General features: G+C 70.3%; 23 protein-coding genes. 10 read left to right on the plus strand and 13 right to left on the minus strand.

All coding sequences use genetic code 11. The features are described from left to right. Positions 1–144 precede the first annotated feature (144 nt). Together JOD31_RS04600 and JOD31_RS04605 are read left to right on the plus strand one after the other, a co-directional pair. Positions 145–1,401: a metallophosphoesterase family protein gene (locus tag JOD31_RS04600; RefSeq protein WP_204949094.1), complete on the plus strand. Its 1,257-nt coding sequence runs from the start codon at positions 145–147 to the stop codon at positions 1,399–1,401. After that, the gene (locus JOD31_RS04605; RefSeq protein WP_204949095.1) at positions 1,388–4,870 is read left to right on the plus strand and encodes an ATP-binding protein; all 3,483 of its coding nucleotides are present in this window, start codon (positions 1,388–1,390) and stop codon (positions 4,868–4,870) included. The genes JOD31_RS04600 and JOD31_RS04605 overlap by 14 nt, the downstream gene beginning before the upstream one ends. Before the next feature lie 267 nt (positions 4,871–5,137). On the opposite strand, the gene JOD31_RS04610 is transcribed toward JOD31_RS04605, so the two are convergent. Then, positions 5,138–5,818 carry a GntR family transcriptional regulator gene (locus tag JOD31_RS04610; protein ID WP_204949096.1) on the minus strand — a complete coding sequence of 227 codons (681 nt, stop codon included), beginning with the start codon at positions 5,816–5,818 and terminating at the stop codon, positions 5,138–5,140. A gap of 252 nt (positions 5,819–6,070) precedes the next feature. Here JOD31_RS04610 and JOD31_RS04615 point away from each other — a divergent pair, with 252 nt between their 5' ends. The 4 genes from JOD31_RS04615 (at position 6,071) to JOD31_RS04630 (ending at position 9,916) form a co-directional block, all read left to right on the plus strand. Further along, complete coding sequence (locus tag JOD31_RS04615; protein ID WP_204949097.1) at positions 6,071–7,585, plus strand: tripartite tricarboxylate transporter permease; 1,515 nt, start codon at positions 6,071–6,073, stop codon at positions 7,583–7,585. 50 nt (positions 7,586–7,635) lie between these two features. Then, positions 7,636–8,685 (plus strand): tripartite tricarboxylate transporter substrate binding protein, encoded by a 1,050-nt coding sequence (locus JOD31_RS04620; RefSeq protein ID WP_204949098.1) that lies wholly within the window; start codon positions 7,636–7,638, stop codon positions 8,683–8,685. 31 nt (positions 8,686–8,716) lie between these two features. Further along, complete coding sequence (locus JOD31_RS04625; protein WP_204949099.1) at positions 8,717–9,247, plus strand: tripartite tricarboxylate transporter TctB family protein; 531 nt, start codon at positions 8,717–8,719, stop codon at positions 9,245–9,247. A gap of 219 nt (positions 9,248–9,466) precedes the next feature. Further along, entirely contained in the window at positions 9,467–9,916 is a 450-nt protein-coding gene (locus JOD31_RS04630) for a DUF6481 family protein (RefSeq protein ID WP_204949100.1), read from the plus strand. 97 nt (positions 9,917–10,013) lie between these two features. Here JOD31_RS04630 and JOD31_RS04635 read toward each other — a convergent pair whose 3' ends face one another. Further along, positions 10,014–10,517 carry a YciE/YciF ferroxidase family protein gene (locus JOD31_RS04635; protein WP_204949101.1) on the minus strand — a complete coding sequence of 168 codons (504 nt, stop codon included), beginning with the start codon at positions 10,515–10,517 and terminating at the stop codon, positions 10,014–10,016. A 214-nt stretch (positions 10,518–10,731) separates the two neighbouring features. Between JOD31_RS04635 and JOD31_RS04640 the strand changes: the two genes are divergently transcribed. Then, a complete protein-coding gene (locus JOD31_RS04640) occupies positions 10,732–11,433 on the plus strand; it encodes an SIMPL domain-containing protein (RefSeq protein WP_204949102.1) in 702 nt (233 codons plus the stop codon). 107 nt (positions 11,434–11,540) lie between these two features. Then, a complete protein-coding gene (locus tag JOD31_RS04645) occupies positions 11,541–12,863 on the plus strand; it encodes a methyl-accepting chemotaxis protein (RefSeq protein ID WP_204949103.1) in 1,323 nt (440 codons plus the stop codon). A gap of 95 nt (positions 12,864–12,958) precedes the next feature. Here the strand turns inward: JOD31_RS04645 and JOD31_RS04650 are convergent, their stop codons facing one another. From JOD31_RS04650 to dnaG, 5 genes are all read right to left on the minus strand, one after another. Then, positions 12,959–13,567 (minus strand): YceI family protein, encoded by a 609-nt coding sequence (locus JOD31_RS04650; RefSeq protein ID WP_204949104.1) that lies wholly within the window; start codon positions 13,565–13,567, stop codon positions 12,959–12,961. 103 nt (positions 13,568–13,670) lie between these two features. After that, positions 13,671–13,955 carry a type II toxin-antitoxin system RelE/ParE family toxin gene (locus JOD31_RS04655; protein ID WP_204949105.1) on the minus strand — a complete coding sequence of 95 codons (285 nt, stop codon included), beginning with the start codon at positions 13,953–13,955 and terminating at the stop codon, positions 13,671–13,673. After that, positions 13,922–14,191 carry a hypothetical protein gene (locus JOD31_RS04660; RefSeq protein ID WP_204949106.1) on the minus strand — a complete coding sequence of 90 codons (270 nt, stop codon included), beginning with the start codon at positions 14,189–14,191 and terminating at the stop codon, positions 13,922–13,924. Before JOD31_RS04660 ends, JOD31_RS04655 begins: the two co-directional genes overlap by 34 nt. A gap of 207 nt (positions 14,192–14,398) precedes the next feature. Then, positions 14,399–16,384: an RNA polymerase sigma factor RpoD gene (gene rpoD / locus JOD31_RS04665; RefSeq protein WP_020184365.1), complete on the minus strand. Its 1,986-nt coding sequence runs from the start codon at positions 16,382–16,384 to the stop codon at positions 14,399–14,401. A gap of 202 nt (positions 16,385–16,586) precedes the next feature. After that, the gene (dnaG, locus tag JOD31_RS04670) at positions 16,587–18,539 is read right to left on the minus strand and encodes a DNA primase (protein ID WP_204949107.1); all 1,953 of its coding nucleotides are present in this window, start codon (positions 18,537–18,539) and stop codon (positions 16,587–16,589) included. Between the two features lie 219 nt (positions 18,540–18,758). Between dnaG and JOD31_RS04675 the strand changes: the two genes are divergently transcribed. Beyond that, the gene (locus JOD31_RS04675) at positions 18,759–19,850 is read left to right on the plus strand and encodes an SMP-30/gluconolactonase/LRE family protein (protein WP_204949108.1); all 1,092 of its coding nucleotides are present in this window, start codon (positions 18,759–18,761) and stop codon (positions 19,848–19,850) included. A gap of 211 nt (positions 19,851–20,061) precedes the next feature. Then, entirely contained in the window at positions 20,062–20,679 is a 618-nt protein-coding gene (rpsD, locus tag JOD31_RS04680; RefSeq protein WP_204949109.1) for a 30S ribosomal protein S4, read from the plus strand. 88 nt (positions 20,680–20,767) lie between these two features. Here rpsD and JOD31_RS04685 read toward each other — a convergent pair whose 3' ends face one another. The 6 genes from JOD31_RS04685 to JOD31_RS04710 form a co-directional block, all read right to left on the minus strand. Further along, entirely contained in the window at positions 20,768–21,073 is a 306-nt protein-coding gene (locus JOD31_RS04685) for a type II toxin-antitoxin system RelE/ParE family toxin (RefSeq protein ID WP_246482325.1), read from the minus strand. Next, positions 21,052–21,279: a hypothetical protein gene (locus JOD31_RS04690; protein WP_204949110.1), complete on the minus strand. Its 228-nt coding sequence runs from the start codon at positions 21,277–21,279 to the stop codon at positions 21,052–21,054. Before JOD31_RS04690 ends, JOD31_RS04685 begins: the two co-directional genes overlap by 22 nt. Positions 21,280–21,328: 49 nt before the next feature. After that, positions 21,329–22,219, minus strand: coding sequence for a metallophosphoesterase (locus JOD31_RS04695; protein WP_204949111.1), 891 nt, complete (start codon positions 22,217–22,219; stop codon positions 21,329–21,331). Beyond that, entirely contained in the window at positions 22,210–22,434 is a 225-nt protein-coding gene (locus tag JOD31_RS04700; protein WP_204949112.1) for a hypothetical protein, read from the minus strand. Before JOD31_RS04700 ends, JOD31_RS04695 begins: the two co-directional genes overlap by 10 nt. A gap of 120 nt (positions 22,435–22,554) precedes the next feature. After that, positions 22,555–22,887, minus strand: coding sequence for a Grx4 family monothiol glutaredoxin (grxD, locus tag JOD31_RS04705; RefSeq protein ID WP_204949113.1), 333 nt, complete (start codon positions 22,885–22,887; stop codon positions 22,555–22,557). Between the two features lie 33 nt (positions 22,888–22,920). After that, complete coding sequence (locus JOD31_RS04710) at positions 22,921–23,160, minus strand: BolA family protein (protein WP_020184357.1); 240 nt, start codon at positions 23,158–23,160, stop codon at positions 22,921–22,923. Positions 23,161–23,174: the final 14 nt, after the last annotated feature.

Here is a 23,174-nt window from a genome sequence, read left to right on the forward strand (position 1 = left end):
CGGTGGATGCCCCGGACAAGCCGGGGCATGACGAAGCGCATCTTTGGGGGACGCGGGAAACGATCCGCCGTCAGGCGGTTCCCCACAGCCCATCGCGTCCCCGCCCCTCCCCTCGCCCGCGCTTCGGTGTAGCGTCGCCGGTCCATGGCGAGTTTCAGCTTCCTCCACGCGGCGGACCTTCATCTCGACAGCCCGCTGATCGGCCTCTCCGGCCGCTCGCCGGACTTCGCGGCGCGGGTCGAGGACGCCTCGCGCACGGCGCTCGACGCGCTCGTGCAGCTTGCGATCGACGAAGGCTGCCGCTTCGTCCTGCTCGCGGGCGACGTGTTCGACGGCGACCTGCGCAACGTCCGCGCCGGCCTGTTCCTGGTTTCCCGGCTCGCCCGGCTGCGGGAGGCGGGCGTCGGCGTCTACATGATCCTCGGCAACCACGACGCCGAGAACCGGTTCATGGCGAAGCTCGACTTCTCCGACAACGTCACGCTGTTTTCGGCCCGCGCCGCCCACACCGCGACCCTTCCAGAGCTCGATGTCGCGATCCACGGCCGCAGCTTTCCCCAGCGCGACGTGACCGAGAACCTCGCCCAGAGCTATCCGCCGCCGGTCGCCGGCGCGTTCAACATCGGCATGTTGCACACCGCCTGCATCGGCCACGAGGGCGAGCACGCGGCCTATGCGCCCTGCTCCGTCCAGCAGCTCGTCAACCACGGCTACGACTACTGGGCGCTCGGCCACATCCACGACCGCGGGCTGCTGAACGAGCGACCCTACGTGCTCTATCCCGGCAACCTGCAGGGCCGCAGCGCCCGCGAGACCGGGCCGAAGGGCGCGACGCTGGTTCGCGTCCGCGACGGCGTGGTGGAGAGCCTGGAGCACCGGACGCTCGACGCCGTGCGCTGGGCGCACGAGCGCGTGGACGTCGGCGGGGCCGCGGCCACGTCCGACGTGCTCGACCGGCTGCGCGAGGCGATGGAGCGCGCGGGCGAGGCCGCCGAAGGCCGCCCGCTCGCGCTGCGGCTGACGCTGACCGGCGAGACGCCGCTGCACGGCGAGCTAGCGCTGCGCCGGGCGGAGCTGCGCGAGGAGGCCGAGACCATCGCGGCGGGCCTCTCCGCCGACGTCTGGCTGGAGAAGCTCAGCCTCGCCACCCGCGCGCCAAAGGCAGGCGAGGCCGCGGCGGACCCGACGGTCGCCGGCCGCATCCAGGCCGAGATCGCGGCGCTGCCTGTGGAGGCGCTCGCCGAACGGCTCGAAGCGCGGATCGCCGAGATCCGCACCCGCCTGCCGGCCTCGGCGCGGGCGGAGGCGCTGGTGGAGGCGCTGCGGGCGGAGGCTCCGGCGCGGGCCCGCGCGCTGGCGCTCGCGCTCGTCGGCGAAGGACGCGACGATGCGCTTCGCTGAACTCGCGCTCGACAGCTACGGCGCGGTGAAGGCCCGCACGATCGCCTTCCCGCACCCCGGCCTCACCGTGGTCTATGGGCCGAACGAGGCCGGCAAGAGCACCTCGCTCGCGGCGGTCGGCGACTTCCTGTTCGGCGTGCCGACGCAGACTTCGCGCGGAAGCGTGTTCGGCTACGACGCCATGCGGATCGGCGCGCGGCTCGTCCGGGCGGACGGGAGCGAGCTTGCGCTTCGCCGCCGCAAGGGCCGCGCGGGGCGCACGTTGACCGACTGGGACGGCGCGCCGGCGGACGAAGGCCTGCTCGCGGCGCTGCTGGGCGCGACCACCCGCGAGCGCTTCGAAAACCTGTTCGGCCTCGACCATGCGCGCCTGCGCGACGGCGGCGAGCGCATGCTGACCGCCGACGGCGAGATCGGCCGGCTGATCGTGGAGGCCGGCGGCGGCCTCCGGAGCCTCGTCGCGCGGCTGGAGGCGATCGACCGCACGCTCGACGGCCTGTTCGCGCCGCGGCGCTCGGGCGAGCGCGCCTTCTACAAGGCGCTGACCGCCTTCGAGGAGGCCGACCGCGACGCCAAGGCGGGCCTCCTTACCAAGGAGGCCTACGACCGCGCGCGCGCCGCCCTCACGGATGCGGAGACCGAGACCGCGCGGCTGCGGGAGGCGCGCCGGGCGCTCGCCCGCGAACGTTCGGGGCTCGAGCGCATCGCCCGCGTCTCGCCGCTGCTGCAGTGGCTCGAACTTCTGTCGGAGCGGCTCGCGGCCGACCCGGACCTCGCCCGTCTGCCGGACGGCTTCGCGCACGAGGCGCGGGCGGCGCTGACCGCCTGCGCCGAGGCCGAGAAGGCGCTGGCGGAGAGCGACGCCGTGGCGGAGACGCTGGGCCAGCGCCTCGCCGCCATCGCCGTCGACGACGCGCTGGTGGCGGCGGAGGCCGCGATCCGCGACGTCGTCGAGGACTTCGTGCATGTGGCGAAGGCGCGCGAGGACCGGCCCAACCGGCAGCGCGAGCTTGCGCAGGCCGAAGCCAACCTCGCGCGGCTGCGCCGCATGATCGGGGCGCGCGAGGACGAGGACCTGATGCTGCGCCTGCCGCCGCCGGAGGCGGTGGAGGCCGTGCGCCGGCTCGCGACCGCGGCCGCGGCTCGCGCCCCAAGGCGCGCGGCGCTGGACGCGCAGGTCAGCGACGGCGTCCTCGCGCTTCGCCGTCTCGACGCCCGCATCGCCGCGGCGCGCGACGCCGGCCGTCACAAGCCCTCGGGCGTCGCCTCGAGCGAACTTGCCGGCCTGCCCTCCCTGGCGGCGGAGGCGGACGCCCGCGTGGCCCGCGCGCGAACCGCCGCTGCCGACGTGGCCGCCCGCGCGGCGGCGCTGGGCTTTCCCACCGCTGCGGCTGTGCGCGATCTCCCCTGCCCCTCGGCGGAGAGCGCCGGGCGCCTGCTGGCCGCCGCCGAGGCCCGCGCCGAGCGGCGCTCGCGCCACGCGGAGGCCGGGGTCGCCGCGCAGGCGAAGCGCGCTGCGGCCCTCGCCGCCATCATACGGTTGCAGGCCGGCGGCGAGATCGCGACCGACGCCGCGCTCGGCGCCGCCCGGGCCGCGCGCGAGACCGCCTGGGCGCAGGTCCGCGCGGCGCATCGTGCAGGCGCAGCGGACCCGGACTCCGCCGTGCGGGCGGCGGAGGTCGAGACCGTCGACCGGGCGCTGGCGCAGGCAGACGAGCTCGCCGACCGGCGCGCCCGCGAGGCCCAGCGCGCCGCAGCGCTGGCCCAGGCCGAAGCGCAGCGCGACGACGCGGCGGCCGAGATCGCCGCCGCCGAGGCCAGTCTCGCCGCGATCGACCGCGAGACCGCGGCGGCCGCGGCCGACCTCGCCTCCGCCTTCCCCGAGGTTGCCCGGCGCGCGCCCTCTCCCGCCGCGCTCAAGGCCCTCGCCGACGCCCGCGACGCCCTGCTCGCCGCCGCGACCGCCGCGGAGACGGCGCAGGCCGACGCCGAGGTCGCCCGCCGCGCGCTCGAAGGCCCGCTCGCGGCGCTCGCCTTCGCGGAGCGCGGCTGCGGGCTGGCGCCTGCGGAGGGCTCGGCCGTCGCGGAGCGGGCGCGCCGGGCGCTTGCGGGCGTCGCGGCCCACGACGAGGCCCACGCCGAGCACCGCCGCGACCTGAAAGCCCGCGAGGACGCCGACGCCGCGACCGAGCGGGCGCGCACAGGCCTCGCCGCGCTCGACCGCGAGGAGGCGAGCTGGGCCGAGGCCTGGGGGCCGGCGCTCGCGCGGCTCGCGCTGCCCGCCTCCACATCGCCGGAAGACGCGGCCTCCGCCGCGCACGAGTGGGCCGGCGCCCGTGGCGTGCTGGACGCGCTGGGGCAGGTGCGCCGACGGGTGTTCCGCATGGACGAGGACGAGGCGGACCTCAAGGCGCGCGTCGAGACGATCGGCCGGGCGGCCGGGCTCGCGCTGCCGGAGGACGCCGTCGCCGCCGCCCGCATGCTCCAAGCGCGCTTCATCGAGAACGACGCCGCGCGCGCCCGCCGGGAAACGCTTGCGCCCGACGCCGAGGAGGCGGCGCGCACGGCCGCCGCCCGCCGGCTCGCGCTCGCGGAGCGGGAAGCCGCCGCGGCCCGCCTGTGCGAGATCGCGGGGCTGCTGGACGACGACTGGACGGGCCTCGCCGCGCTGGCCGAACGCCACGCGGGCCGACTGGCCCTTAAGGACGAAATCGCCCGCGCCGAGGACGGCCTCGCGACCGCCGGCGACGGGCTGCCGCTGGACGCGCTCAAGGCAGCCGCCGCGGAGCGCGATCCCGACGCGCTCGCGGGCGACCTCGCCGCGCTGGAGGACCGGGAACGGCAGCTCGACGCCGACGTCGAGGCCGCCAGCCTCGCCGAGCATGCGGCGCGCGCGGCGGTCGCCGGCCATCACGAGGCGGCGGGGGTCAACCGCGCGGTCGTCGCGCGCGAGAGCGCGACGGCGGAGCTGCACGACGTCGTCGAGCGCTACGTCGAGCTGTCGCTCGCCCGCGACCTGGTGGAGGGCGCGATCGCCAAGGTGCGGGCCGAGCGGCAGGACCCGCTGGTGGCGCGGGCCGCAGCGCTGTTCCAATGCGCCACCCGCGGCGCCTACGCCGGCCTCGGCGCGGAGGTCGACGCCTCAGGCGCGCCCGCGGTGGTGGGGTTGCGCGGCGACGGCTCCTCGGTCGAGGTCCGGGCCATGAGCGACGGCGCGCGCGACCAGCTCTACCTCGCCTTCCGGCTGGCGAGCCTCGAGGCCTACGCCCGCGAAACCGAGCCCCTGCCCTTCGTGGCCGACGACGTGCTGGTGCACTTCGACGACGCCCGCAGCCGGGCGACGCTGGATCTTTTGGCGGACTTCGGCGCCACGGCGCAGACGTTGCTGTTCACCCACCACGACAGCGTGCGGGCGATGGCGGAGACGCTGGCCGCGGACGGCCGCTGCGGGGTCGTGACCCTGGAGTGAGCGGCTAGGTTCGCCGCTCCAGGACAACGGCGGTGCGGCCCGACCTCGCCGGATCGGGCGCGGGGATCCCTCCTCAAGCGGAGCTTGGGGAGGGTGGCCTCGGCGCAGCCGAGGTCGGGTGGGGCCTTGGGCGTCGGGCGTGACGGCGGCGGGCCTCGTTCTGCGCCCCACCCCACCCGGCCGGGCTTCGCCCGTCCACCCTCCCCTGTCCCAGGGGAGGGACGCCCGCGCCATTCCGCCGGGCCGCGCGAACGCGACGCGCGCCGATCACTCTATCGTGACGAACTCGTCCACATGGCGGCGCAGCTTCAGGGTGTGCTCCCGCACCAGCCGCTCCGCGCGCTCGCCGTTGCGGGCCTCCAGCGCCTCGACGATCTCGCGGTGGTCGAGAATCGAGCGGCGGGCGCGGTCCTGCTCGAAGATCGTCCGACGACGGATCGCGCGGACGTGCATGAACAGGCCATTGGTGATGTCGCCGATCAGCTTGCAGCGCGACAGCGCGATGATCGCGGCGTGAAACCGGATGTTGGCTTCGGAGTACTCGCCCATGTGCGAGTCGACGTCGTCCCCCGAGAAGGTGTCGACGAGGTCGTGCAAGGCCGCGATCTCGTCGTCGGCGGCGACCTCCGTGACGAGGCGGGCGGCCATGCTCTCGAGAGCCGCCCACACCGTGATCATCTCGAGAATTTCCGCTTTGGTGCGGCGCTGTATGTAGACCCCGCGGCGGGGTTCGGCGCGCACCAGGCCCTCCTGCTCGAGCTGCGCCAGCGCCTCCCGCAGCGGGGTGCGGCTGACGCCGATCGACAGCGCGAGCGCGCGCTCGTCGAGCCGAAGCTGGGCGCGCTCGTCGTAGATGTTCATCTCGAAGATCGCTGCCTTGATCGCCTCGTAGGCCCGCGTCTTGAGGCTCTGCGCGCCCGCGATGGGCCTCAGATCAAGTCCGTCCACACGCTCCCCCCGAGCCTCCCGACGGCCCCCGCCGATCGGGCATAATTGCATGACTGGCCTGCGTAATGCCACCAGTTACGCAAGAATATATCCTAAAGTAGATATAAACATTGTGATTAGTTCGTCTAACGGCGCATAAATGGAATATTGCATGCCACCCCCGGTTTGCTTAGCGTCGCTGAAGACGCGTCCTGGGGGCGCGGGAAGCGGTCGCCGGGCGGCCGTTTTCGGACGCTCTTGGGGGGGACCCGCATGGAAGAGTTAGCCGCGCTCGCAGGCGGGTTCGCCGTCGCCGTGACGCCGTACAACATCGCGCTGATGGTGCTCGGCATCGTGCTGGGCGTGGTGATCGGCGTTCTTCCCGGTCTCGGGGGCGCCAACGGCGTCGCCATCCTCCTTCCGCTGACGTTCTCCATGGAGCCGACGTCGGCGATCATCATGCTGACGTCGATCTACTGGGGCGCGTTGTTCGGGGGGGCGATCACCGCGATCCTGTTCAACATACCGGGCGAGCCGTGGTCCGTCGCCACGACCTTCGACGGCCACCCAATGGCGCAGAAGGGCAAGGCGGACGAGGCGCTGGTGGGCGCCTTCACCTCCTCCTTCGTGGGCGCGATCTTCGCGGTCGCCCTCATCACCTTCCTCGCCCCGGCCGTCGCCAAGTTCGCGCTGAAGTTCGGCCCGGCGGAGTTCTTCGCGGTCCAGTTCCTGACCTTCGCGAGCTTCATCGGCATGGGCCGCGGCTCGCCGGCCAAGACCATCGCCTCGATGTGCCTCGGCTTCGCGCTCGCCTGCGTCGGCCTCGACGGCGTCACCGGCTCGCTGCGGATGACCTTCGGGCACGAGGAGCTGCTGAACGGCTTCAAGTTCCTGGTCGCCGTCATCGGCCTGTTCGGCATCGGCGAGATCCTGACCTCGATGGAGGACGGGCTGAAGTTCTCGGGCGCCGACGCCAAGCTCAAGATGGACGCCGTCATCCGCACCTGGCGCCAGCTGCCGAAGATGACCGGCACCTTCATCCGCAGCTGCATCGTCGGCTGCTGGATGGGCATCACCCCGGGCGGCGCGACGCCGGCCTCCTTCATGGGCTACGGCCTCGCCAAGCGGTTCTCCAAGAACGGCAAGAACTTCGGCAAGGGCGAGCTCGAAGGCGTCGTGGCGCCGGAGACCGCGGCCCACGCCGCCGGCACCGCCGCCATGCTGCCGATGCTGACGCTCGGCATCCCCGGCTCGCCCACGGCGGCCGTGCTGCTCGGCGGCCTGCTGATCTGGGGCCTCCAGCCCGGCCCGCTGCTGTTCGTCGAGCAGAAGGACTTCGTCTGGGGCCTGATCGCCTCGATGTACATGGGCAACGTCGTCGGCCTGGTGATCGTGCTGACCTGCGTGCCGCTGTTCGCCGCCATCCTGCGGGTGCCGTTCTCGATCATCGCGCCCGCGATCGTCGTGGTCTGCGCGATCGGCGCCTTCACCGTGAACAACGCCATGTTCGACGTGTGGATGATGCTGGTGTTCGGCGTCCTCGGCTACCTCTTCACCAAGCTCGGCTACCCGCTGCCGCCGCTGGTGCTGGCCCTCGTGCTGGGCGACCAGGCCGAGAGCTCGTTCCGCCAGGCCATGCTGATCAGCCAGGGCGACGTCACGGTGTTTTGGTCGAACTGGCTGTGCGGCGCGATCATGACGCTCGGCGTGGTCATGGCCTTCTGGCCGATCGTCTCGGGCGTCATCGCGAAATTCAGGGGACCGGACCGCGTCGCCAAGGTGGCGTGAGGAACGGACGACAGACGCCGCGCGACACGCGGCGCATCAGGAGGGTGAGCATGAAAACGTCATTCAAGAGCGCGGCCAAGCGCCTTGGCGCCAGCCGCCTCGGCATCAAGCGCCTCGGCCTCGCCGTCGGCATCGCCGCCGCGGCGGTCGCCCCGGCCTGGGCCTGGGAGCCGACCAAGGCCGTCACGCTGATCATCCCCGCCGGCACCGGCGGCGGCGCGGACCAGATGGCCCGCTTCATCCAGGGCGTCATCCAGAAGCACGAGCTGCTCTCGAAGCCCGTCATCGTCGTCAACAAGGGCGGCGGCGCGGGCGCCGAGGGCTTCCTCGAGATGAAGGCGAGCGCGAGCGATCCGCACAAGATCATCATCACGCTCTCGAACCTGTTCACCACCCCGCTCGGCACCGGCACGCCCTTCAACTGGAAGGAGATGAAGCCGGTCCGGATGATGGCGCTCGACCAGTTCATCCTGTGGGTGAACGCCGAGAAGCCCTACAAGACCGCCAAGGAGTACGTCGACGCGGTGAAGGCCGGCACGGACCGGCAGTTCAAGATGGGCGGCACCGGCTCCAAGCAGGAAGACCAGATCATCACCACCGCGATCGAGCACGAGACCGGCGGCAAGAAGTTCACCTACGTGCCCTATGACGGCGGCGGCAAGGTCGCGGTCCAGCTCGTCGGCGGACACATCGACTCCTCGGTCAACAACCCGATCGAGGCGGTGGCGCAGTGGCGCGGCGGCCAGCTGCGGCCGCTCTGCATCTTCGACACCAAGCGCTCCACCTACACGCAAAAGGTGACCGAGACGCAGTCGTGGGCCGACATCCCGACCTGCGAGGAAAGCGGGCTGCCGACGCACTACCAGATGCTGCGCGGCATCTTCACCACCAAGAACGCGACCCCCGAGCAGGTCGCCTTCTACTCCGACCTCCTCAAGAAGGTGATGGAGACCCCGGACTGGAAGGAGTTCATGGAGAAGGGCGCCTTCAACCAGACGACCATGACCGGCGCCGACTTCGAAGCCTGGTTGACGGACGCCGAGGCCAAGCATCGCACGCTGATGCAGGGCGCGGGCTTCCTGGCCGCCGGCGCGCAGTAACCCCCGACGACGCGGCCGAGGACCCACGCGAATGAGCGCCATCAATCCGGACCAGATCCACGACGTCGAGGCCGAAAAGCCTCTTGTCAGCATGCGCGTCGCGGACATCGGCGTCGCGCTGCTGTTCCTCGCCGCGAGCGGGATCGTGATCGCCGACAGCATCCGCCTCGGCTTCGAGTGGCGGGAGAACGAGGGGCCGGCCCCGGGATACTTCCCTTTCTACGTGGCCGTGGTCATGGCGCTCGCAAGCGTCGTGAACCTGATCCGCGCCCTCCCCGCCTCCGAAGACGGCGCGGCGCCGATGACCAGCGTGCAGGGCTTCGGCCGCATGTCGGCGATCTTCGTGCCGGCCGTCGTCTACGTCGCGGCGATCGCCTTCATCGGCATCTACGTGGCGTCGGCGCTCTACATCGCAACGTTCATGCTGTTCGTCGGCAAGTTCGCGCTGTGGAAGGCGATCGCGGTCGCCGGCGGCGTTTCGATCGTCAGTTTCCTGATGTTCGAGGTGTGGTTCCTGGTGCCGCTGCCGAAGGGTCCGCTCGAGGCCGCTTTCGGCTTCTAAACCTGCTTTGTTCGACGCCTCAAGACGGGCCGGTCGCGACAGACGTCGCGTCCGGCCCGTTTTTCTGTTAGGGTGTCCCCAGCACCCCGCATCTGTGCCCGGCGCACCACGCCTGCGTGCTCAAGATCCCTCGGTTGCGCCAATTGCAATTGTCATTTGCCCGTGCGCCACTTATGTCAGGCGCGCTCTTATCAAACCATCGGAAGGTCAGCGTCACACATGCTGAAAGACGACAGCTTCGAGTCCCGTCGCAACGCATCGCTCGAGGCCAAGAAGGATTTGCTTGCCCGTTTCCGCACCGCCGCCGAAGATCCGGCCGCGAAGAAGCGGATGGCCGAGCGCGCGGCGATCGCAGCCGCCCGCGAAGCCCGTGAGCGGGCCAAGGAAGAAGAGCGCCGTCGCGTGATGGAGGAGAAGCTCGCCGAGGAGCGCCGCATCGCCGAGATGATCGAAGCGAAGCGCCGCGCCAAGGAGGAGGCCGCCGAGGCCGCCCGCCTCGCCGAGGAGGAGAAGCGCGTCGCCGCCGAGGCCGCGAAGAAGGCCGCCGAGGCCAACAAGAAGATCACCGCGACGACCCTCGCCGCCCGCGCTCTCGCAGCCGACATCATGCGGATGAGCGGCGGAGCCGATTCTGCCTATCCCGCGCGCAAGGCGCGTCGGGCGGGCTGACGCCAAAAAGCCCGCTTGGTCGACCTGGCGGGCTTTTTCAATGATCTGAGGGAAGCCCGGGCGCCTTGGCGGCGGCCGGGCTTCTTGCATTCAGCGATCAGGCGGCGGCGCGGTTGACGCCGCCGGTCGCAAGCGCCGTAAGCTTGGTGTCGGCCGCCTTCTCCTCGCGGAGCGTCTGCTCCAGCACGGCGGCGCAATCGGCCCGGCCGAGCTGCTTCGCCCAGGCGACGAGCGTGCCGTATCGTGTGATCTCATAATGCTCGACGGCCTGCGCCGACGCGATGATAGCCGCGTCGAGGACCTGCTTGTCCTCCACGTCGCCGGCCACCTCGTTGGCCTCTTCGATGATGCCGTTGATCGCGGGGCACTTGGTGGTCTTGATTTCGGCTCCGTGCATCTCGAACACCTGTTCAAGCCTCTGGACGTGAGTCTCGGTTTCGCCGAGATGGCTCTGCAGTCCTTGCTTGAGCGACGGATTTGTCGCCTTTTCGATCATCTTGGGCAGAGCCGACAAGATCTGCTTCTCGGCGTAGTACACATCCTGGAGCTGATGCACGAACAGATCGTCCATCGTCTTAATGTCTTTTGAAAAAAGACCCATAGCTTGCCTCCTGAGAGTTGTTTCTTTTTGGCCGGCCGCTGATGTCTTCGCGGCGCCGTCTCGGAATCAACACCTCAGGCGGCGGGTCGTTCCGACCCCCGCACAGGAATTTGTCGACCGCTCTCTTGCGCAGGGCCCCACCGCCGACGCAATGACGGGGTCAGACTCGCCAGCGGCGGCCAGCGGGCCGCCGGCAACTCAAGAGGATCCGCTCATGCGCGCCTGCGCCGCCGCCCTTCTCGCGCTCTCGCTCCTCCCGAACGCCGCCTTCGCGCAGGAGACGCGCCAGCCGCCGGCCGTCAGCGTCACGGGCGAAGGCGTGGTCGCGGCGACGCCGGACCGGGCGGTGGTGACGAGCGGCGTCGTGACCCGGGCGCCGACGGCCGGCGCGGCGCTCTCCGCCAACGCGACGGCGATGACCAAGGTCTTCGCGGCGCTCAAGGCCGCCAAGATCGAGGACCGCGACGTCGCGACCTCCGCGCTCGGCCTCCAGCCGCAGTACGACTACGGCGACGGCCGCGCGCCGAAGCTCGTGGCCTATGAGGCCCGCAACGCCGTCACGATTCGAGTGCGCGAGCTCGACCGCCTGGGCGCCCTGCTCGACCAGCTGGTGCAGGCCGGCTCCAACCAGCTCGAAAGCCTCGTCTTCGACGTGTCGGACGCCGACAAGCGCCTGGACGAAGCCCGTAAGGCGGCGATCGCCGACGCCCGCCGCAAGGCGGAGCTCTATGCGGAGGCCGCCGGCGCGAAGCTCGGCGAAGTGCTGTCGATCGACGAAAGCGGCGGCGGGGCCGAAGCGCCGATCCGTCCACAGGCGATGCGCGCGAAGGCTATGGACGCCGCGCCGACGCCCGTCGCCGCCGGCGAGCAGGAGCTTCGCGTGGAGGTTCAGGTCCGGTGGTCGATCGCCCGCTGAGCCGGGCGCTGACGATGCGTTAACGGCGATCCCCTAAGTTGCGGCATGGGAGAAAAGCGCGCGCCGCGAAGTCGGCGCCGCGCCCGTGAGATCTTGGGGGAACGCAGATGACCTTCGGTTTTGGCCGCTCAGCGAAAGCCGCCGTCGCCGTGGAGCGCGCGCCGGAGAGCGCCGCCGCGATCGTCGACCACACCGCGCTGATCGCCGCGCTCGATGCGCTGAAGCGCGGCGCCCCGGTCGCGCATTGGCCCGCGGGCGACGTGGGCGCGGCCCTGAGGGCGTTCGCCGAGGAGCTCGAGCGCCGCCAGCGCGCCGACCTGAACTCCGTCGTCGGCTTCGCCGCGAACGCCGCCGCCACGGGGACGGGCGTGGGCTGGGTGACGCATGACGTGCGCCAGGTCGCCGAGAGCACCTCGGCCATCGCGAGCGCCGTCGAGGAACTCGCGAACTCGATCTCCGAACTCTCCGCCACCAGCCGCACCGGCGCGGACGACGCCGTCTCCGCCCAGGCCGAGACCGCTGCTTGCGTCGACGAGATGCGGCATGCCGCCGAATCGATGGACGCGATCCGCGAGCGGGTCGCCGCCATCGCCGCCCGCATCGGCGTGCTCGAGGACGCCGTCCGCCAGATCGCCGACATGGCCGGGATGATCGAGGCGATCTCCAGCCAGACCAACCTGCTCGCGCTCAACGCCACGATCGAGGCGGCGCGCGCCGGCGAGGCGGGCCGCGGCTTCGCGGTGGTCGCGAACGAGGTCAAGTCGCTGTCCGGCCAGACCGCGAAGGCGACGGAGCAGATCCGCGGCCGCATCGCGACGCTGACCGAAGAGACCAACGCCATCAAGGCGGCGACGGCCGAGAGCGCGCAGGTCGTCGCGTCCGGCGAGACCATCATCCGCACCACCGGCGCCAAGGTCGGCTCCGTCGGCGAGCAGGTGACGCTGATCTCGAACAATCTCAACGCGCTCGCCGAAGTGCTCGGCCAGCAGCGCGCCGCCACCAACGAAATCTCGGAGAACGTCACGCGCATCGCCGAGACCGCGCGCAAGACCCGCGGCGAGATCGACGCCGCGCTCGGCAAGCTGGTGCTGGCCGAAGAGGCCGCCATGGCCGGCGTCGAGGCCGGCGCGGCCAAGGGCGTCGAGAACTACGCCCTCGCCCGCCTGCCCGCGGACGCCGGCGTCGCCCACCGCAAGCTTGCGGCCGCCCTCGTCGGGCTCTCCGGCCCGACCTTCGACGCCGACAGCTTCGCCGCCGGCCTCGACGGCGTGGCCTCCGACGAGGTCATCCGCCTGCGCGACGGCTTCCGCCGCGACGCGACCCGCATGATGGCCGCCGTGAAGGCCCAGGACTGGACCGCCGCCACCGCAAGCTTCGAAGCCTGCGAGACCGGCCTGAAGCAACTGGAGAAGCTCAGCGCGCAGCGCTGAGCGCGACGGAGGCGCGGCGAGGCCGCCGCTCCGGGGCACATGACAACGCCGGCCCATGCGCCGGCGTTTTTCGTTCACGGCCGACGGCGTCGCATTTACTTCTCGAAGGCCGCCGTCAGCTTGAGATCGACCTCGTCGGAGACCACGGGCACGAAGGCGCCGAGGCCGAACTCGCTGCGCTTCAGCTTGGCGGTCGCGGAGAAGCCCACCGTCTCGGCCTTCGACATCGGGTTCGCCCCCGCGCCGTGGAACGTGGCGTCGAGCGTCACCGGCTTGGTCACGCCGTGGAGGGTCAGGTCGCCGGTGATCTTCGCGGTCTCGCCGGAGGCCTCCACCTTGGTGGAGACGAAGGTCGCCTTCGGGAACTTCGCGGCGTCGAGCAGTTCGGCGGTCTTGAGGTGCGTCGCGAACTTCTCGGAGGTGACGGTCAGTCCGCTCATCGGGAACTCGATCGAGAGCTTCGCGTCGCTGGGCGCCTTCGGGTCCAGCGTCAAGCTGCCGCTCGGCTGGCCGAAGGCGCCGTAGAGCGTGGAGAAGCCCATGTGGTCCACCGACCAGACCACCTGGGTGTGGTTCGGATCGACCTTGTAGGTCCCGGCCGCGACGCGCGCGGCGTCCTTCACGCCGGGCATGTCCTGCGCGTGCGAGGCGACGGGCGCGGCCGCGAGCAGCGCGGCGGCGAGAGCGAACGACAGATGTTTCATGGGCGGCGATCCTCGCGCGGGGACGGAAGCCCCGATCCATGGCCGACCGCGGCGCCGCCGTGAAGGCGCTCCCGCTCAAAGACGCGTGTGCGAAAACGCCCGTTCAGCGCCGTTCGCGGCTGTGGCGGATGCGGAGGATCGTGACAACGGCGTCCTGCTCCGCGACTTCGTAGTCGATAACACACGCCGCCGAGCCGAAGCGGACGGCACGCCTTCGATAACCGCTTCCAGTGAAACGCGCGCCCGATTGCGGAAACGCCGAGATCAAGCCGAAACTGTCGACGATCGCTTGAACCGCCCGGCTGGCGGCGGCCGGATTCTTTTCGGCAAGGAAGCCGCGGAGACGGTCGAGATCTACGATCGCGCGCGCAGAAAGCTCCGTTTCCACAAGCGCCTAACGCGTGGAGCAGGAAGCTCGGCGGTGCCTCCCCAGCTCCTCATCCACTCGACGACCTCCTCGAGCGGCGCGCCCTCGCCGGTCCGCCGCCATTCCGCGGAGCGGGCGTCGAGGTCCGCTAGGTCCGCCGGATCAAGCTCGACGACTTCGAGCGACGCGAGATCGACGACGTGCACGTCCAGCGAGACGCCCCGTTCGGCCGCGCGCCTCTCAAGCGCATCGGCCACGTCCTCGTCGAGTTCGATCGTGCGGCGCCTGCCTTCCATGCGGGGAGCTTAGTCCGATTTCGACATCCGAAAAAGAGCGCGGCTGCAGGATCGTCGCCGGAAACCTGACAGTCGGTCGAGCGCATCGGTTCGGCCGCCCTAAACGACGAACGGCGGGCCTAAGCCCGCCGTTCGATCAAATTTCTGTCTTGAGAGAGAACCGCCGTCTCAGTTGTCGAGAAAGCTCCGGAGCTTCCGGCTCCGGCTCGGATGCTTCAGCTTGCGGAGCGCCTTGGCCTCGATCTGGCGGATGCGCTCGCGGGTCACCGAGAACTGCTGGCCGACCTCCTCAAGGGTGTGGTCGGTGTTCATGCCGATGCCGAAGCGCATGCGCAGCACGCGCTCCTCGCGCGGCGTGAGCGAGGCCAGCACCCGCGTGGTGGTCTCGCGCAGGTTGCTCTGGATCGCCGCATCGATCGGCAGGATCGCGTTCTTGTCCTCGATGAAGTCGCCGAGGTGAGAATCCTCCTCGTCGCCGATCGGGGTTTCGAGCGAGATCGGCTCCTTGGCGATCTTGAGGACCTTGCGGACCTTTTCGAGCGGCATGGCGAGCTTCTCGGCCAGCTCCTCCGGAGTCGGCTCGCGGCCGATCTCGTGCAGCATCTGCCGGCTCGTGCGGACGATCTTGTTGATCGTCTCGATCATGTGCACCGGGATGCGGATGGTGCGCGCCTGGTCGGCGATCGAGCGGGTGATCGCCTGCCGGATCCACCACGTGGCGTAGGTCGAGAACTTGTAGCCGCGGCGGTACTCGAACTTGTCCACCGCCTTCATCAGGCCGATGTTGCCCTCCTGGATCAGGTCCAGGAACTGCAGGCCGCGGTTGGTGTACTTCTTGGCGATCGAGATCACGAGACGAAGGTTCGCCTCGACCATCTCCTTCTTGGCCTGCCGGGCCTCGCGTTCGCCCTTCTGCACCATCTGGACGATGCGGCGGAACTCCTGGATCTCCAGGCCGGTCTCGGTCGCGAGGTTATGGATGTCGCCGCGGATGTCCTTGACGAGGTCCTTCTCAGCCGCGACGAAGCCCTTCCAGCCGCGCGTGCCGAGCATGGCGACGCGACGGATCCAGTTCGGGTCGAGCTCGTAGCCCTGGTACTGCTTCAGAAAGTCGATGCGGTCGACGCCGAACGACTCCGCAAGCCGCATCAGCCGGCCCTCGAGCGCGACCAGCCGCTTGTTGATGTCGTAGAGCTGCTCCACCAGCGCGTCGATGCGGTGCTGGTTGAGCGACAGCGACTTCACGTTGAGGACGATGTCGTCCTTGAGCTTCTTGTACTTGCGGTCCTGAGCCGGCGAGAGGGTGCGGTTCTGCAGCCGGTTCTCGACGTTCTGGTCCTGCAGGCGGCGCAGCTTCTTGTAGTCGTCGGCGACGGCGTCGAAGGTCTCGAGCACGCGGGGCTTGAGCTCGGCCTCCATCGCGGAGAGCGAGACGTTGTTCTCCATGTCGTCGTCTTCGAGATCGCCTTCGGGCGGCGTCTCGGCTTCGGCGGCCTCGGTCTCTTCGCCCTCGGCGGGCGCGGCGGCGCCGTTCTTGGCGTCTGGACCGGCGTAGGTCGCCTCGAGGTCGATGACCTCGCGCAGCAGAATCTTGCCCTCGTTGAGCTCGTCACGCCAGATGATGATCGCCTGGAACGTCAGCGGGCTCTCGCACAGCCCGGCGATCATCGCCTCGCGGCCGGCCTCGATGCGCTTCGCGATCGCGATCTCGCCCTCGCGCGACAGCAGCTCGACCGAGCCCATCTCGCGCAGGTACATGCGGACGGGATCGTCGGTGCGGTCGGTGGGCTCGGTCTTCTGGACAACGGCGACCGGCGCGGAGCGCGCGGTCTCGACCAGATCGCCGCCCTCGGGCTCGTCGTCGTCGGCGGCGGCGGTCGCCCCCTCCTCGCGCTCGCCGCTCTCGGCCTCCTCGGACTCGACCACATTGATGCCCATCTCGTTGAGCATCGCGTAGATGTCTTCGATCTGGTCGGATGTGTTCTGTTCGGAGGGGAGAACCTCGTTCAGCTCGTCGTAGGTCACATAGCCGCGCTTCTTCGCGGCTTTGATCATGCGGCGTACGGCCTGATCGCTGAGATCGAGCAGGGGACCGGCTTCGGTCTCCGGAGCTGCGGTCTCGGCTTCGTCCTTCGCCTGCAATTTGGTAGCCATATGTTCCAGTCTCCGAGCCGGCGCGTCCGCCGGCCACGCGATCGATGTCGTCCCGCATCGGCCGCCGTCAACCCGGCGGCCGCCGCGAATCGCACGTCACTAAGCTAAAGCCAAGTCGCTTACGCCCAGTTTACCAACACGAGCCCCCAGCACGTGGGGCTGTCACCCGCACCCGAAACGCCTGCGTCCCCCTGGGGACGCGCTACATCGATCGAACCGTGCGCCCGGATGCGCCGCCGAAGTTTTCGATCGAAGCCTCGGAACCCTCCGCCGCGGACAGCTGCCTCTGAATTTCGACGATCCGACGGAAATTGTCGTCCGTGAAATCACGGCCAAAGTCCTGCTCAGCCGAGCGAAGTTCCCTATGTAACGCGCGCACCTTGATATGCAAGGCCGCAGCGTGCCGCCATGCGGTCTCGGCGTCGCGCGGGTCCGCGTCCGGGCCGACCCACCAGTTGCTGGAGAGCAGCGCGGCGTCGGCCCGCGCCAGCAACGCGCCGCCGTCCGTCGCGCTCAAGGCGTCGCGCATGGCCTCGCGCGTGGTCGCCCCATGGGCGTAGGCGTCGAGCGCGGCGCGGCGCAGCCGGTCGAGGTCGCGGGTCGACAGGTCGAGCTCCGCGAAGGGTTCGGCGAGGTCGCCCAGCATCTGCGGGTGGTTGACGACGGCGAGCACCAGCGCGACCTCCCGCCCCGGCAGACGCCCGGCGCCGGGCCCGACGAGCGGGCTCTGCCGCAGGGTGGCGGAGGCGGTGATCGGAAGGGCGTCGAACGGCGCGCCCGGCCGGCGGCCGTTGCCACCGCCCCTGCCGCCGCGCGCGTTCGGGATGAACCGGCCGGCGCCCGGGCCGCGGTTCCCGCCGCCGCCGCCGCGGCGCGCGTCGCCGCCGGCCCGGCCGAAGCCGGCCAGACGGCCCTCGATCGCGGTCTGGTAATGCCGGCGCACAGTCTCGTCGCGGATCGCGGCGAGCGCCGCCTTCAGGCGCGTCTCGAACGCGGCGGCGCGCTCCGGCGTGTCGGTGGGGCTCGCCTCGAGCTCCTTCGACCACAGCACCTCGACCAGCGGCGCGGCGCGGCCAAGCACCGCCTCGACCGCCTCGCGGCCCTCCGCGCGCACGAGATCGTCCGGGTCCTGCCCTTCGGGGAGGAAGGCGAAGCGGAGCGAGCGGCCGGGCGCCAGCAGCGGCAGCGCCGTCTCGATCGCGCGGAAGCCGGCGCGGCGGCCGGCCTTGTCGCCGTCGAAGCAGAGGATCGGCTCGGGCGCCATCTTCCAGAGCAGCTCCATCTGCTCCGCGGTGAGCGCGGTGCCGAGCGGGGCGACCACATGGGCGATGCCCGCCGCCGCCAGCGCGATGACGTCGACATAGCCCTCGACGGCGACGACGGTCCCCGCGGGATGGGCGGCGGCGCGGGCGCGGTGATGGTTGAACAGGGTCGCGCCCTTGTGGAACAGCGGCGTCTCGGGCGAGTTCAGGTACTTCGCGGGAGCGTCCGACTGCATGGCGCGGCCGCCGAAGGCGATGACCCGGCCGCGGCCGTCCTGGATCGGAAAGATGATGCGGTCGCGAAACCGGTCGAAGGGCTCCGGCACGTCGTCGCCCGAGACCAGCAGCCCGGCCTCGACCATGTCGCCGATCGGCACGCCCGCCTTGCGGAGATGGCTCTTGAGCGCCGAGCGGTCGTTGGGCGCGTAGCCCATGCGGAACGCGGCCTGGGTCGCGGGGCTCAGGCCCCGGCCGCCGAGATAGCCGCGGGCGGCGGCGCCGGCGCGGCCCTGCAGCTCGCTCTCGAAGAACTTCGCCGCCATCTCCATGATCTCGACGAGACCCGCGCGCGCCTGTTGCCGCTGCTGCTCCTCCGGCGTCTCCTTCGGCATCGGCACGCCGGCAATCTCCGCCACACGCTCCACCGCCTCAGGGAACGAGACGCCCTCGGTCTCCATCAGGAACTTGAACACGTCGCCGTGCTTGCCGGACGAGAAGCAGTGGTAGAAGCCCTTCTGGTCGTTGACGAAGAACGACGGCGTCTTCTCGGCGTTGAACGGCGACAGGCCCGCGTACTCCCGCCCCTGCCGCTTCAGCTTCACGCTGCGGCCGACCACCTCGGACACGGGGATCCGGTCGCGGAGATCGTCGAGGAAATTGGGGGTGAAGCGCATGGGCGCGGGCGACTCAGGGGGCGGAGGCCGGGTTTCGGGGAGCGATCGATCTTTATATAGGCGCGCGAGCCGTCGCGCGCGCGCCGGATCGGCCCGCCCCCGTTAATCACAGGGCGCGGCTCCGCCCCTGTCCCTGCTCGCGCCCTCCCCCATAACTCCCTGACCAAGAGAGATCGCTCCGCCGCGCTGACGGACGGAGCGCCGACAGGGAGGACGTTCATGACCGACAGCCCGACCCTCGGCCGCCGGGAGGTTCTCGCCGGCGGCGCGGCGCTCGCCGCAGGCGCCGCTTTCGCGCCCCTGGCGCAGGCGCGCGACTTCCGGCCCGGCGCGGAGCCGCTGCGGTATCCCGACCCCGACGTCGTCGCGCTCGACCCCCGCTTCAAGAAGTACAAGCTCGGCAACGCCGCGATCGAGCGCATCCACACCGGCCTGCGCTGGGCGGAAGGCCCCGCCTGGAACGCCGTCGGCCGCTACCTGCTCTGGAGCGACATCCCCAACGACGAGCAGTTGCGCTACACGGAGGAGGACGGCCACGTCTCGCGCCGGTTCCGCGCGCCGTCGGGCAACTCCAACGGCAACACCTTCGATTACCAGGGCCGGCAGGTCTCGTGCCGTCACGGACATCGCGACGTGGTGCGCTACGAGCACGACGGCCGCATGACGGTGCTGGCCGCAGGCGTCGACGGCGGCGAGTTCAACGCGCCGAACGACGTGGTCGTGCACCCGCTCGACGGCTCGATCTGGTTCACCGACCCGGGATACGGCGCGCTGATGGAGTATGAGGGCCATCGCACGGTGGAGAGCGCCTCGAGCCCGCAGCCGCTGCGGAAGGAGGCGGTCTACCGCATCGACGGCCAGACCGGGGCCGTGGCCAAGGTCGCCGACGAACCGCTGAAGCCCAACGGCCTCTGCTTCAGCGCCGACTACGCCAAGCTCTATGTCGCCGACACCGGGGTCTCGCACTACCCCGACGCCAAGAGCCAGATCTGGGTCTACGACCTCGACGGCGCAGCGCTGAAGAACCCAAGAACCTTCGCGGGCATGGAGATGGACGGCCGCGCGGGCTTCGCGGACGGGATCCGCTGCGACGAGGACGGCAACGTCTGGGCCGGCGCGGGCTGGGCGGGCGAAGGCTACGACGGCGTCCACGTCTTCGCGCCGGACGGCGCGCGCATCGGCCTGATCAAGCTGCCTGAGATCTGCGCCAACCTGTGCTTCGGCGGCCAGAAGCGGAACCGCCTGTTCATGGCGGCCAGCCAGTCGATCTACGCGCTCTACGTCGAAACCCGCGGCGCGCACATCACCTGAGAGCCGCCTCCCCCTGCCTACGGCCGCCCACGGAATTGACATGCCCGCCGCCCCCCTCTAGAGAACCGCCACGTCGCGCGGGGCCGAAAGCCCCGCGCGTGCGTTTATGCGCACCCGTGGTTCGGCGTTTCGCGACGACCGGACCTGTCGGCCTCTCCATCAGGAGAAGCAGCAGGAGGGCGCGTTCCTCAACCTCTCGAAGGAGGACGCGATGTCGAAGCGACACGCCTCGAAGTACAAAATCGATCGCCGCATGGGCGAGAACATCTGGGGTCGTCCGAAGTCCCCGGTGAACCGCCGCGAGTACGGTCCGGGCCAGCACGGCCAGCGCCGCAAGGGCAAGCTCTCCGACTTCGGCGTGCAGCTGCGCGCCAAGCAGAAGCTCAAGGGCTATTACGGCTCGATCTCCGAGAAGCAGTTCCGCCGCGTCTACGCGGAAGCGACCCGCCTCAAGGGCGACACCTCGGCGAACCTGATCGGCCTGCTCGAGCGCCGTCTCGACGCGGTCGTCTACCGCGCCAAGTTCGTGCCGACCGTGTTCGCCGCGCGCCAGTTCGTGAACCACGGCCACGTCACCGTGAACGGCCGCCGCGTCAACATCCCGTCCTACCTCGTGAAGGTCGGCGACGTGATCGAGGTCAAGCAGTCCTCCAAGCAGCTCGCCATCGTCATTGAGGCCGCCGCCTCCGGCGAACGCGACGTGCCGGACTTCCTCGAAGTCGACCACGACAAGATGGTCGCCAAATTCATCCGCATCCCGGCCCTGACCGAGGTGCCCTACCCCGTCCACATGGAGCCAAACCTGGTCGTCGAGTTCTACTCGCGCTGATCGGGTCCCCTGCGGGCCGTTTGGAATGCGAAAGGCCGCCCTTCGGGGCGGCCTTTTTGTTTTTGCTGGCGGTCCTCGTGGCAAGCGGTCAGCCAGGCATGCCCGCCGGGTCACGGGCCGCGTGCCGAACGGCGACGACGATCACCTCGACGCCCCGCACCTCGTAGAAGACCAGATAGGGATAAGGGACAACCACGATACGGCGTAGCCTGGGCCGGCTCGTGAGCTGGCCGCTATGCGGATGCTCGCGGAGCAATTCGACCACGGTTTGAATACGTGCCCGGACCGCTCGCGCGCCCTGCGGCGAACGCTCGGCGACGTTGGAGAGCACCTCGTCCAGCTCGCGCGCCGCAATCCGCGTGAAGCGGAGCCTCAGAGTTCGTGCTTCGCCCAAATGGCCTGGATCTCGTGGTCAGACGAGAACTCGTCCCGCTCCGCCTCGGCGAGCGAGGCCGCAAGCGAGGTCGCCTCTTCAGCCGTCAGCAGATGCACCGGCTCGTCGTCGCCGGCGAGTCTAAGCAGGACGCGGGCGACGTCGTCCTGCGCCTCTGCAGGAAGAGCGCGCACGCGTTGAATTGCGCGGTCGAGAAGCTTGGTCATAGCTTCAGTGTGACTCGAAGATGCGTTCGGGCAAAGCGGGGAGATCCCCTCACGCCACCGCCGGCTCGTTCCCCAGCCGCACCATCACGATCTCCGGCGGCACGCCGAAGCGTACGGGCAGGCCGCTCATGCCGATGCCGCCCGAGATGATCATGTGGCGCCCCTCCTCCACCACGTGGCCGTAGCGGAAGCGGCCGCGGTAGTCGCGGGGAATGAAGGGGTTCGGCACGCCCGGCACGTAGATCTGGCCGCCGTGTGTGTGGCCGGCGAGCGTGAGCGACACGCGCGCGGGCATCTCGTCGAAGATGTCCGGCTCGTGCACCAGCATCACCATCGGGTCCTTGGTGCGGATCTGCGCCAGCGTCGCCGGCAGGTCGTCCTCGCCCATGCGGCGGCGGCGGTCGAACAGGTGGGCGAGCTGGTCGCCGAGGCCGCCGAGCCAGAAGCGCCGGCCGCGGTGCTCGATCAGTTCGGCCTCGTTCTCCATGATGCGGATGCGCGCGCCGTCGAGCGCGCCGCGGATCGTGTCCGCGTTGTGCCACCAGTCGTGGTTGCCGAGGATGGTGTAGAGCCCGAGCGGCGCCGACAGGTCGGCGTAGGCGGCCGCCCATTCGTTCGGCGGCACGCGGGCGGAGACGAAGCGGTAGGTCGCCTCGTGGTCGCCGAGATGCACGATCAGGTCGGGCTTCAGCGCGTTGACCGTCTCGACGATGCGCTTCACCCGCGACATCGGCACGAAGGGCTCGCAGACGTGGACGTCGGCGATGACCGCGATCGAGAGCGGCAGGTCCTCGGGCCAGCCCGGCGGCGTCAGCCGGTACTCGGTGACGTTGAGCATCAGCCCGGGCTCGATCAACCCGGCATAGGCCCCGCCCGAAGCCGCCACGAAAAAGCCGGCGCCGGCGGAGGCGAGCAGCGCGCGGCGGGTGATCAGCGGCATAGGCGGCCCAGGGCTCGAGCGACGACGCGAGATGCGGCGCCGCCGGACATCTGCCGCGGGATCGCGGCGGCGTCGAGGCGCGCCGCGATCAAAAGCTCAAGAGGCTTAAAAGGCGGTTCGAGCGCGCGATGAAAACCGCGCGAAGCGAATGCCAATTGGCCTTCGCTGACGCGACGAACCACGACGTCATTCCGCGCGAAGTCCCGGAAATCCATCGCCCCGCCGGCTCAGAACCCTCTCAAACGGCGGGCTTATGGGCCCCGGGACGGAGCCCGGGGCGACGGCGGAGCGTGGCGCCGGTACCCCAAAAGCCTCCAACGGAAGCTCGCTCCGCCTTACGCCGGCTGCTTCACCGCGACGCCGGCGTCCTTCAGGTGCGTCTGAAGCTCGCCCGCCTGGAACATCTCGCGGACGATGTCGCAGCCGCCGACGAACTCGCCCTTGACGTAGAGCTGGGGGATCGTCGGCCAGCTCGAGAACTCCTTGATGCCCTGGCGCATCTCGTCGCTCTGCAGCACGTTCACGCCCTGATAGGGCACGCCCAGATAGTCGAGGATCTGGACGACCTGGCCAGAGAACCCGCACTGCGGAAACTGCGGCGTGCCCTTGAGGAACAGCACGACGTCGTTGTCGGCGATCGCCTTCGCGATGTCATCCTTGGCGCTCATGATGTCTTTCGCCTTTTCGAATGTGAAAACGGGTCAGGCCTGCGGCGGGGCGCTGGTCTGCAGCGCGAGCGCGTGCAGCGCGCCGCCCATCTGCCCTTTCAGCGCCTGATACACGATCTGGTGCTGCTGGACGCGGCTCTTGCCGCGGAAGGATTCGGAGACGACGACCGCCGCGTAATGATCGCCGTCGCCGGCGAGGTCGCGGATGGTCACCGTCGCGTCTGGCAGGGCGTCGCGGATCAGCTCTTCGATCTCGCGGGCGTCCATCGGCATCGGCTCTGTCTCCG

It is taken from the genome of Methylopila capsulata (assembly GCF_016907975.1).
Classification (GTDB): domain Bacteria; phylum Pseudomonadota; class Alphaproteobacteria; order Rhizobiales; family Methylopilaceae; genus Methylopila; species Methylopila capsulata.

Coding starts and splice junctions, on each gene's coding strand:
- JOD31_RS04600 (WP_204949094.1), top strand. CDS start 145: ATGGCGAGTTTCAGCTTCCTCCACGCGGCGGACCTTCATCTCGACAGC.
- JOD31_RS04605 (WP_204949095.1), top strand. CDS start 1,388: ATGCGCTTCGCTGAACTCGCGCTCGACAGCTACGGCGCGGTGAAGGCC.
- JOD31_RS04615 (WP_204949097.1), top strand. CDS start 6,071: ATGGAAGAGTTAGCCGCGCTCGCAGGCGGGTTCGCCGTCGCCGTGACG.
- JOD31_RS04620 (WP_204949098.1), top strand. CDS start 7,636: ATGAAAACGTCATTCAAGAGCGCGGCCAAGCGCCTTGGCGCCAGCCGC.
- JOD31_RS04625 (WP_204949099.1), top strand. CDS start 8,717: ATGAGCGCCATCAATCCGGACCAGATCCACGACGTCGAGGCCGAAAAG.
- JOD31_RS04630 (WP_204949100.1), top strand. CDS start 9,467: ATGCTGAAAGACGACAGCTTCGAGTCCCGTCGCAACGCATCGCTCGAG.
- JOD31_RS04635 (WP_204949101.1), bottom strand. CDS start 10,517: ATGGGTCTTTTTTCAAAAGACATTAAGACGATGGACGATCTGTTCGTG.
- JOD31_RS04640 (WP_204949102.1), top strand. CDS start 10,732: ATGCGCGCCTGCGCCGCCGCCCTTCTCGCGCTCTCGCTCCTCCCGAAC.
- JOD31_RS04645 (WP_204949103.1), top strand. CDS start 11,541: ATGACCTTCGGTTTTGGCCGCTCAGCGAAAGCCGCCGTCGCCGTGGAG.
- JOD31_RS04650 (WP_204949104.1), bottom strand. CDS start 13,567: ATGAAACATCTGTCGTTCGCTCTCGCCGCCGCGCTGCTCGCGGCCGCG.
- rpoD (WP_020184365.1), bottom strand. CDS start 16,384: ATGGCTACCAAATTGCAGGCGAAGGACGAAGCCGAGACCGCAGCTCCG.
- dnaG (WP_204949107.1), bottom strand. CDS start 18,539: ATGCGCTTCACCCCCAATTTCCTCGACGATCTCCGCGACCGGATCCCC.
- JOD31_RS04675 (WP_204949108.1), top strand. CDS start 18,759: ATGACCGACAGCCCGACCCTCGGCCGCCGGGAGGTTCTCGCCGGCGGC.
- rpsD (WP_204949109.1), top strand. CDS start 20,062: ATGTCGAAGCGACACGCCTCGAAGTACAAAATCGATCGCCGCATGGGC.
- JOD31_RS04690 (WP_204949110.1), bottom strand. CDS start 21,279: ATGACCAAGCTTCTCGACCGCGCAATTCAACGCGTGCGCGCTCTTCCT.
- JOD31_RS04695 (WP_204949111.1), bottom strand. CDS start 22,219: ATGCCGCTGATCACCCGCCGCGCGCTGCTCGCCTCCGCCGGCGCCGGC.
- JOD31_RS04700 (WP_204949112.1), bottom strand. CDS start 22,434: ATGGATTTCCGGGACTTCGCGCGGAATGACGTCGTGGTTCGTCGCGTC.
- grxD (WP_204949113.1), bottom strand. CDS start 22,887: ATGAGCGCCAAGGATGACATCGCGAAGGCGATCGCCGACAACGACGTC.
- JOD31_RS04710 (WP_020184357.1), bottom strand. CDS start 23,160: ATGCCGATGGACGCCCGCGAGATCGAAGAGCTGATCCGCGACGCCCTG.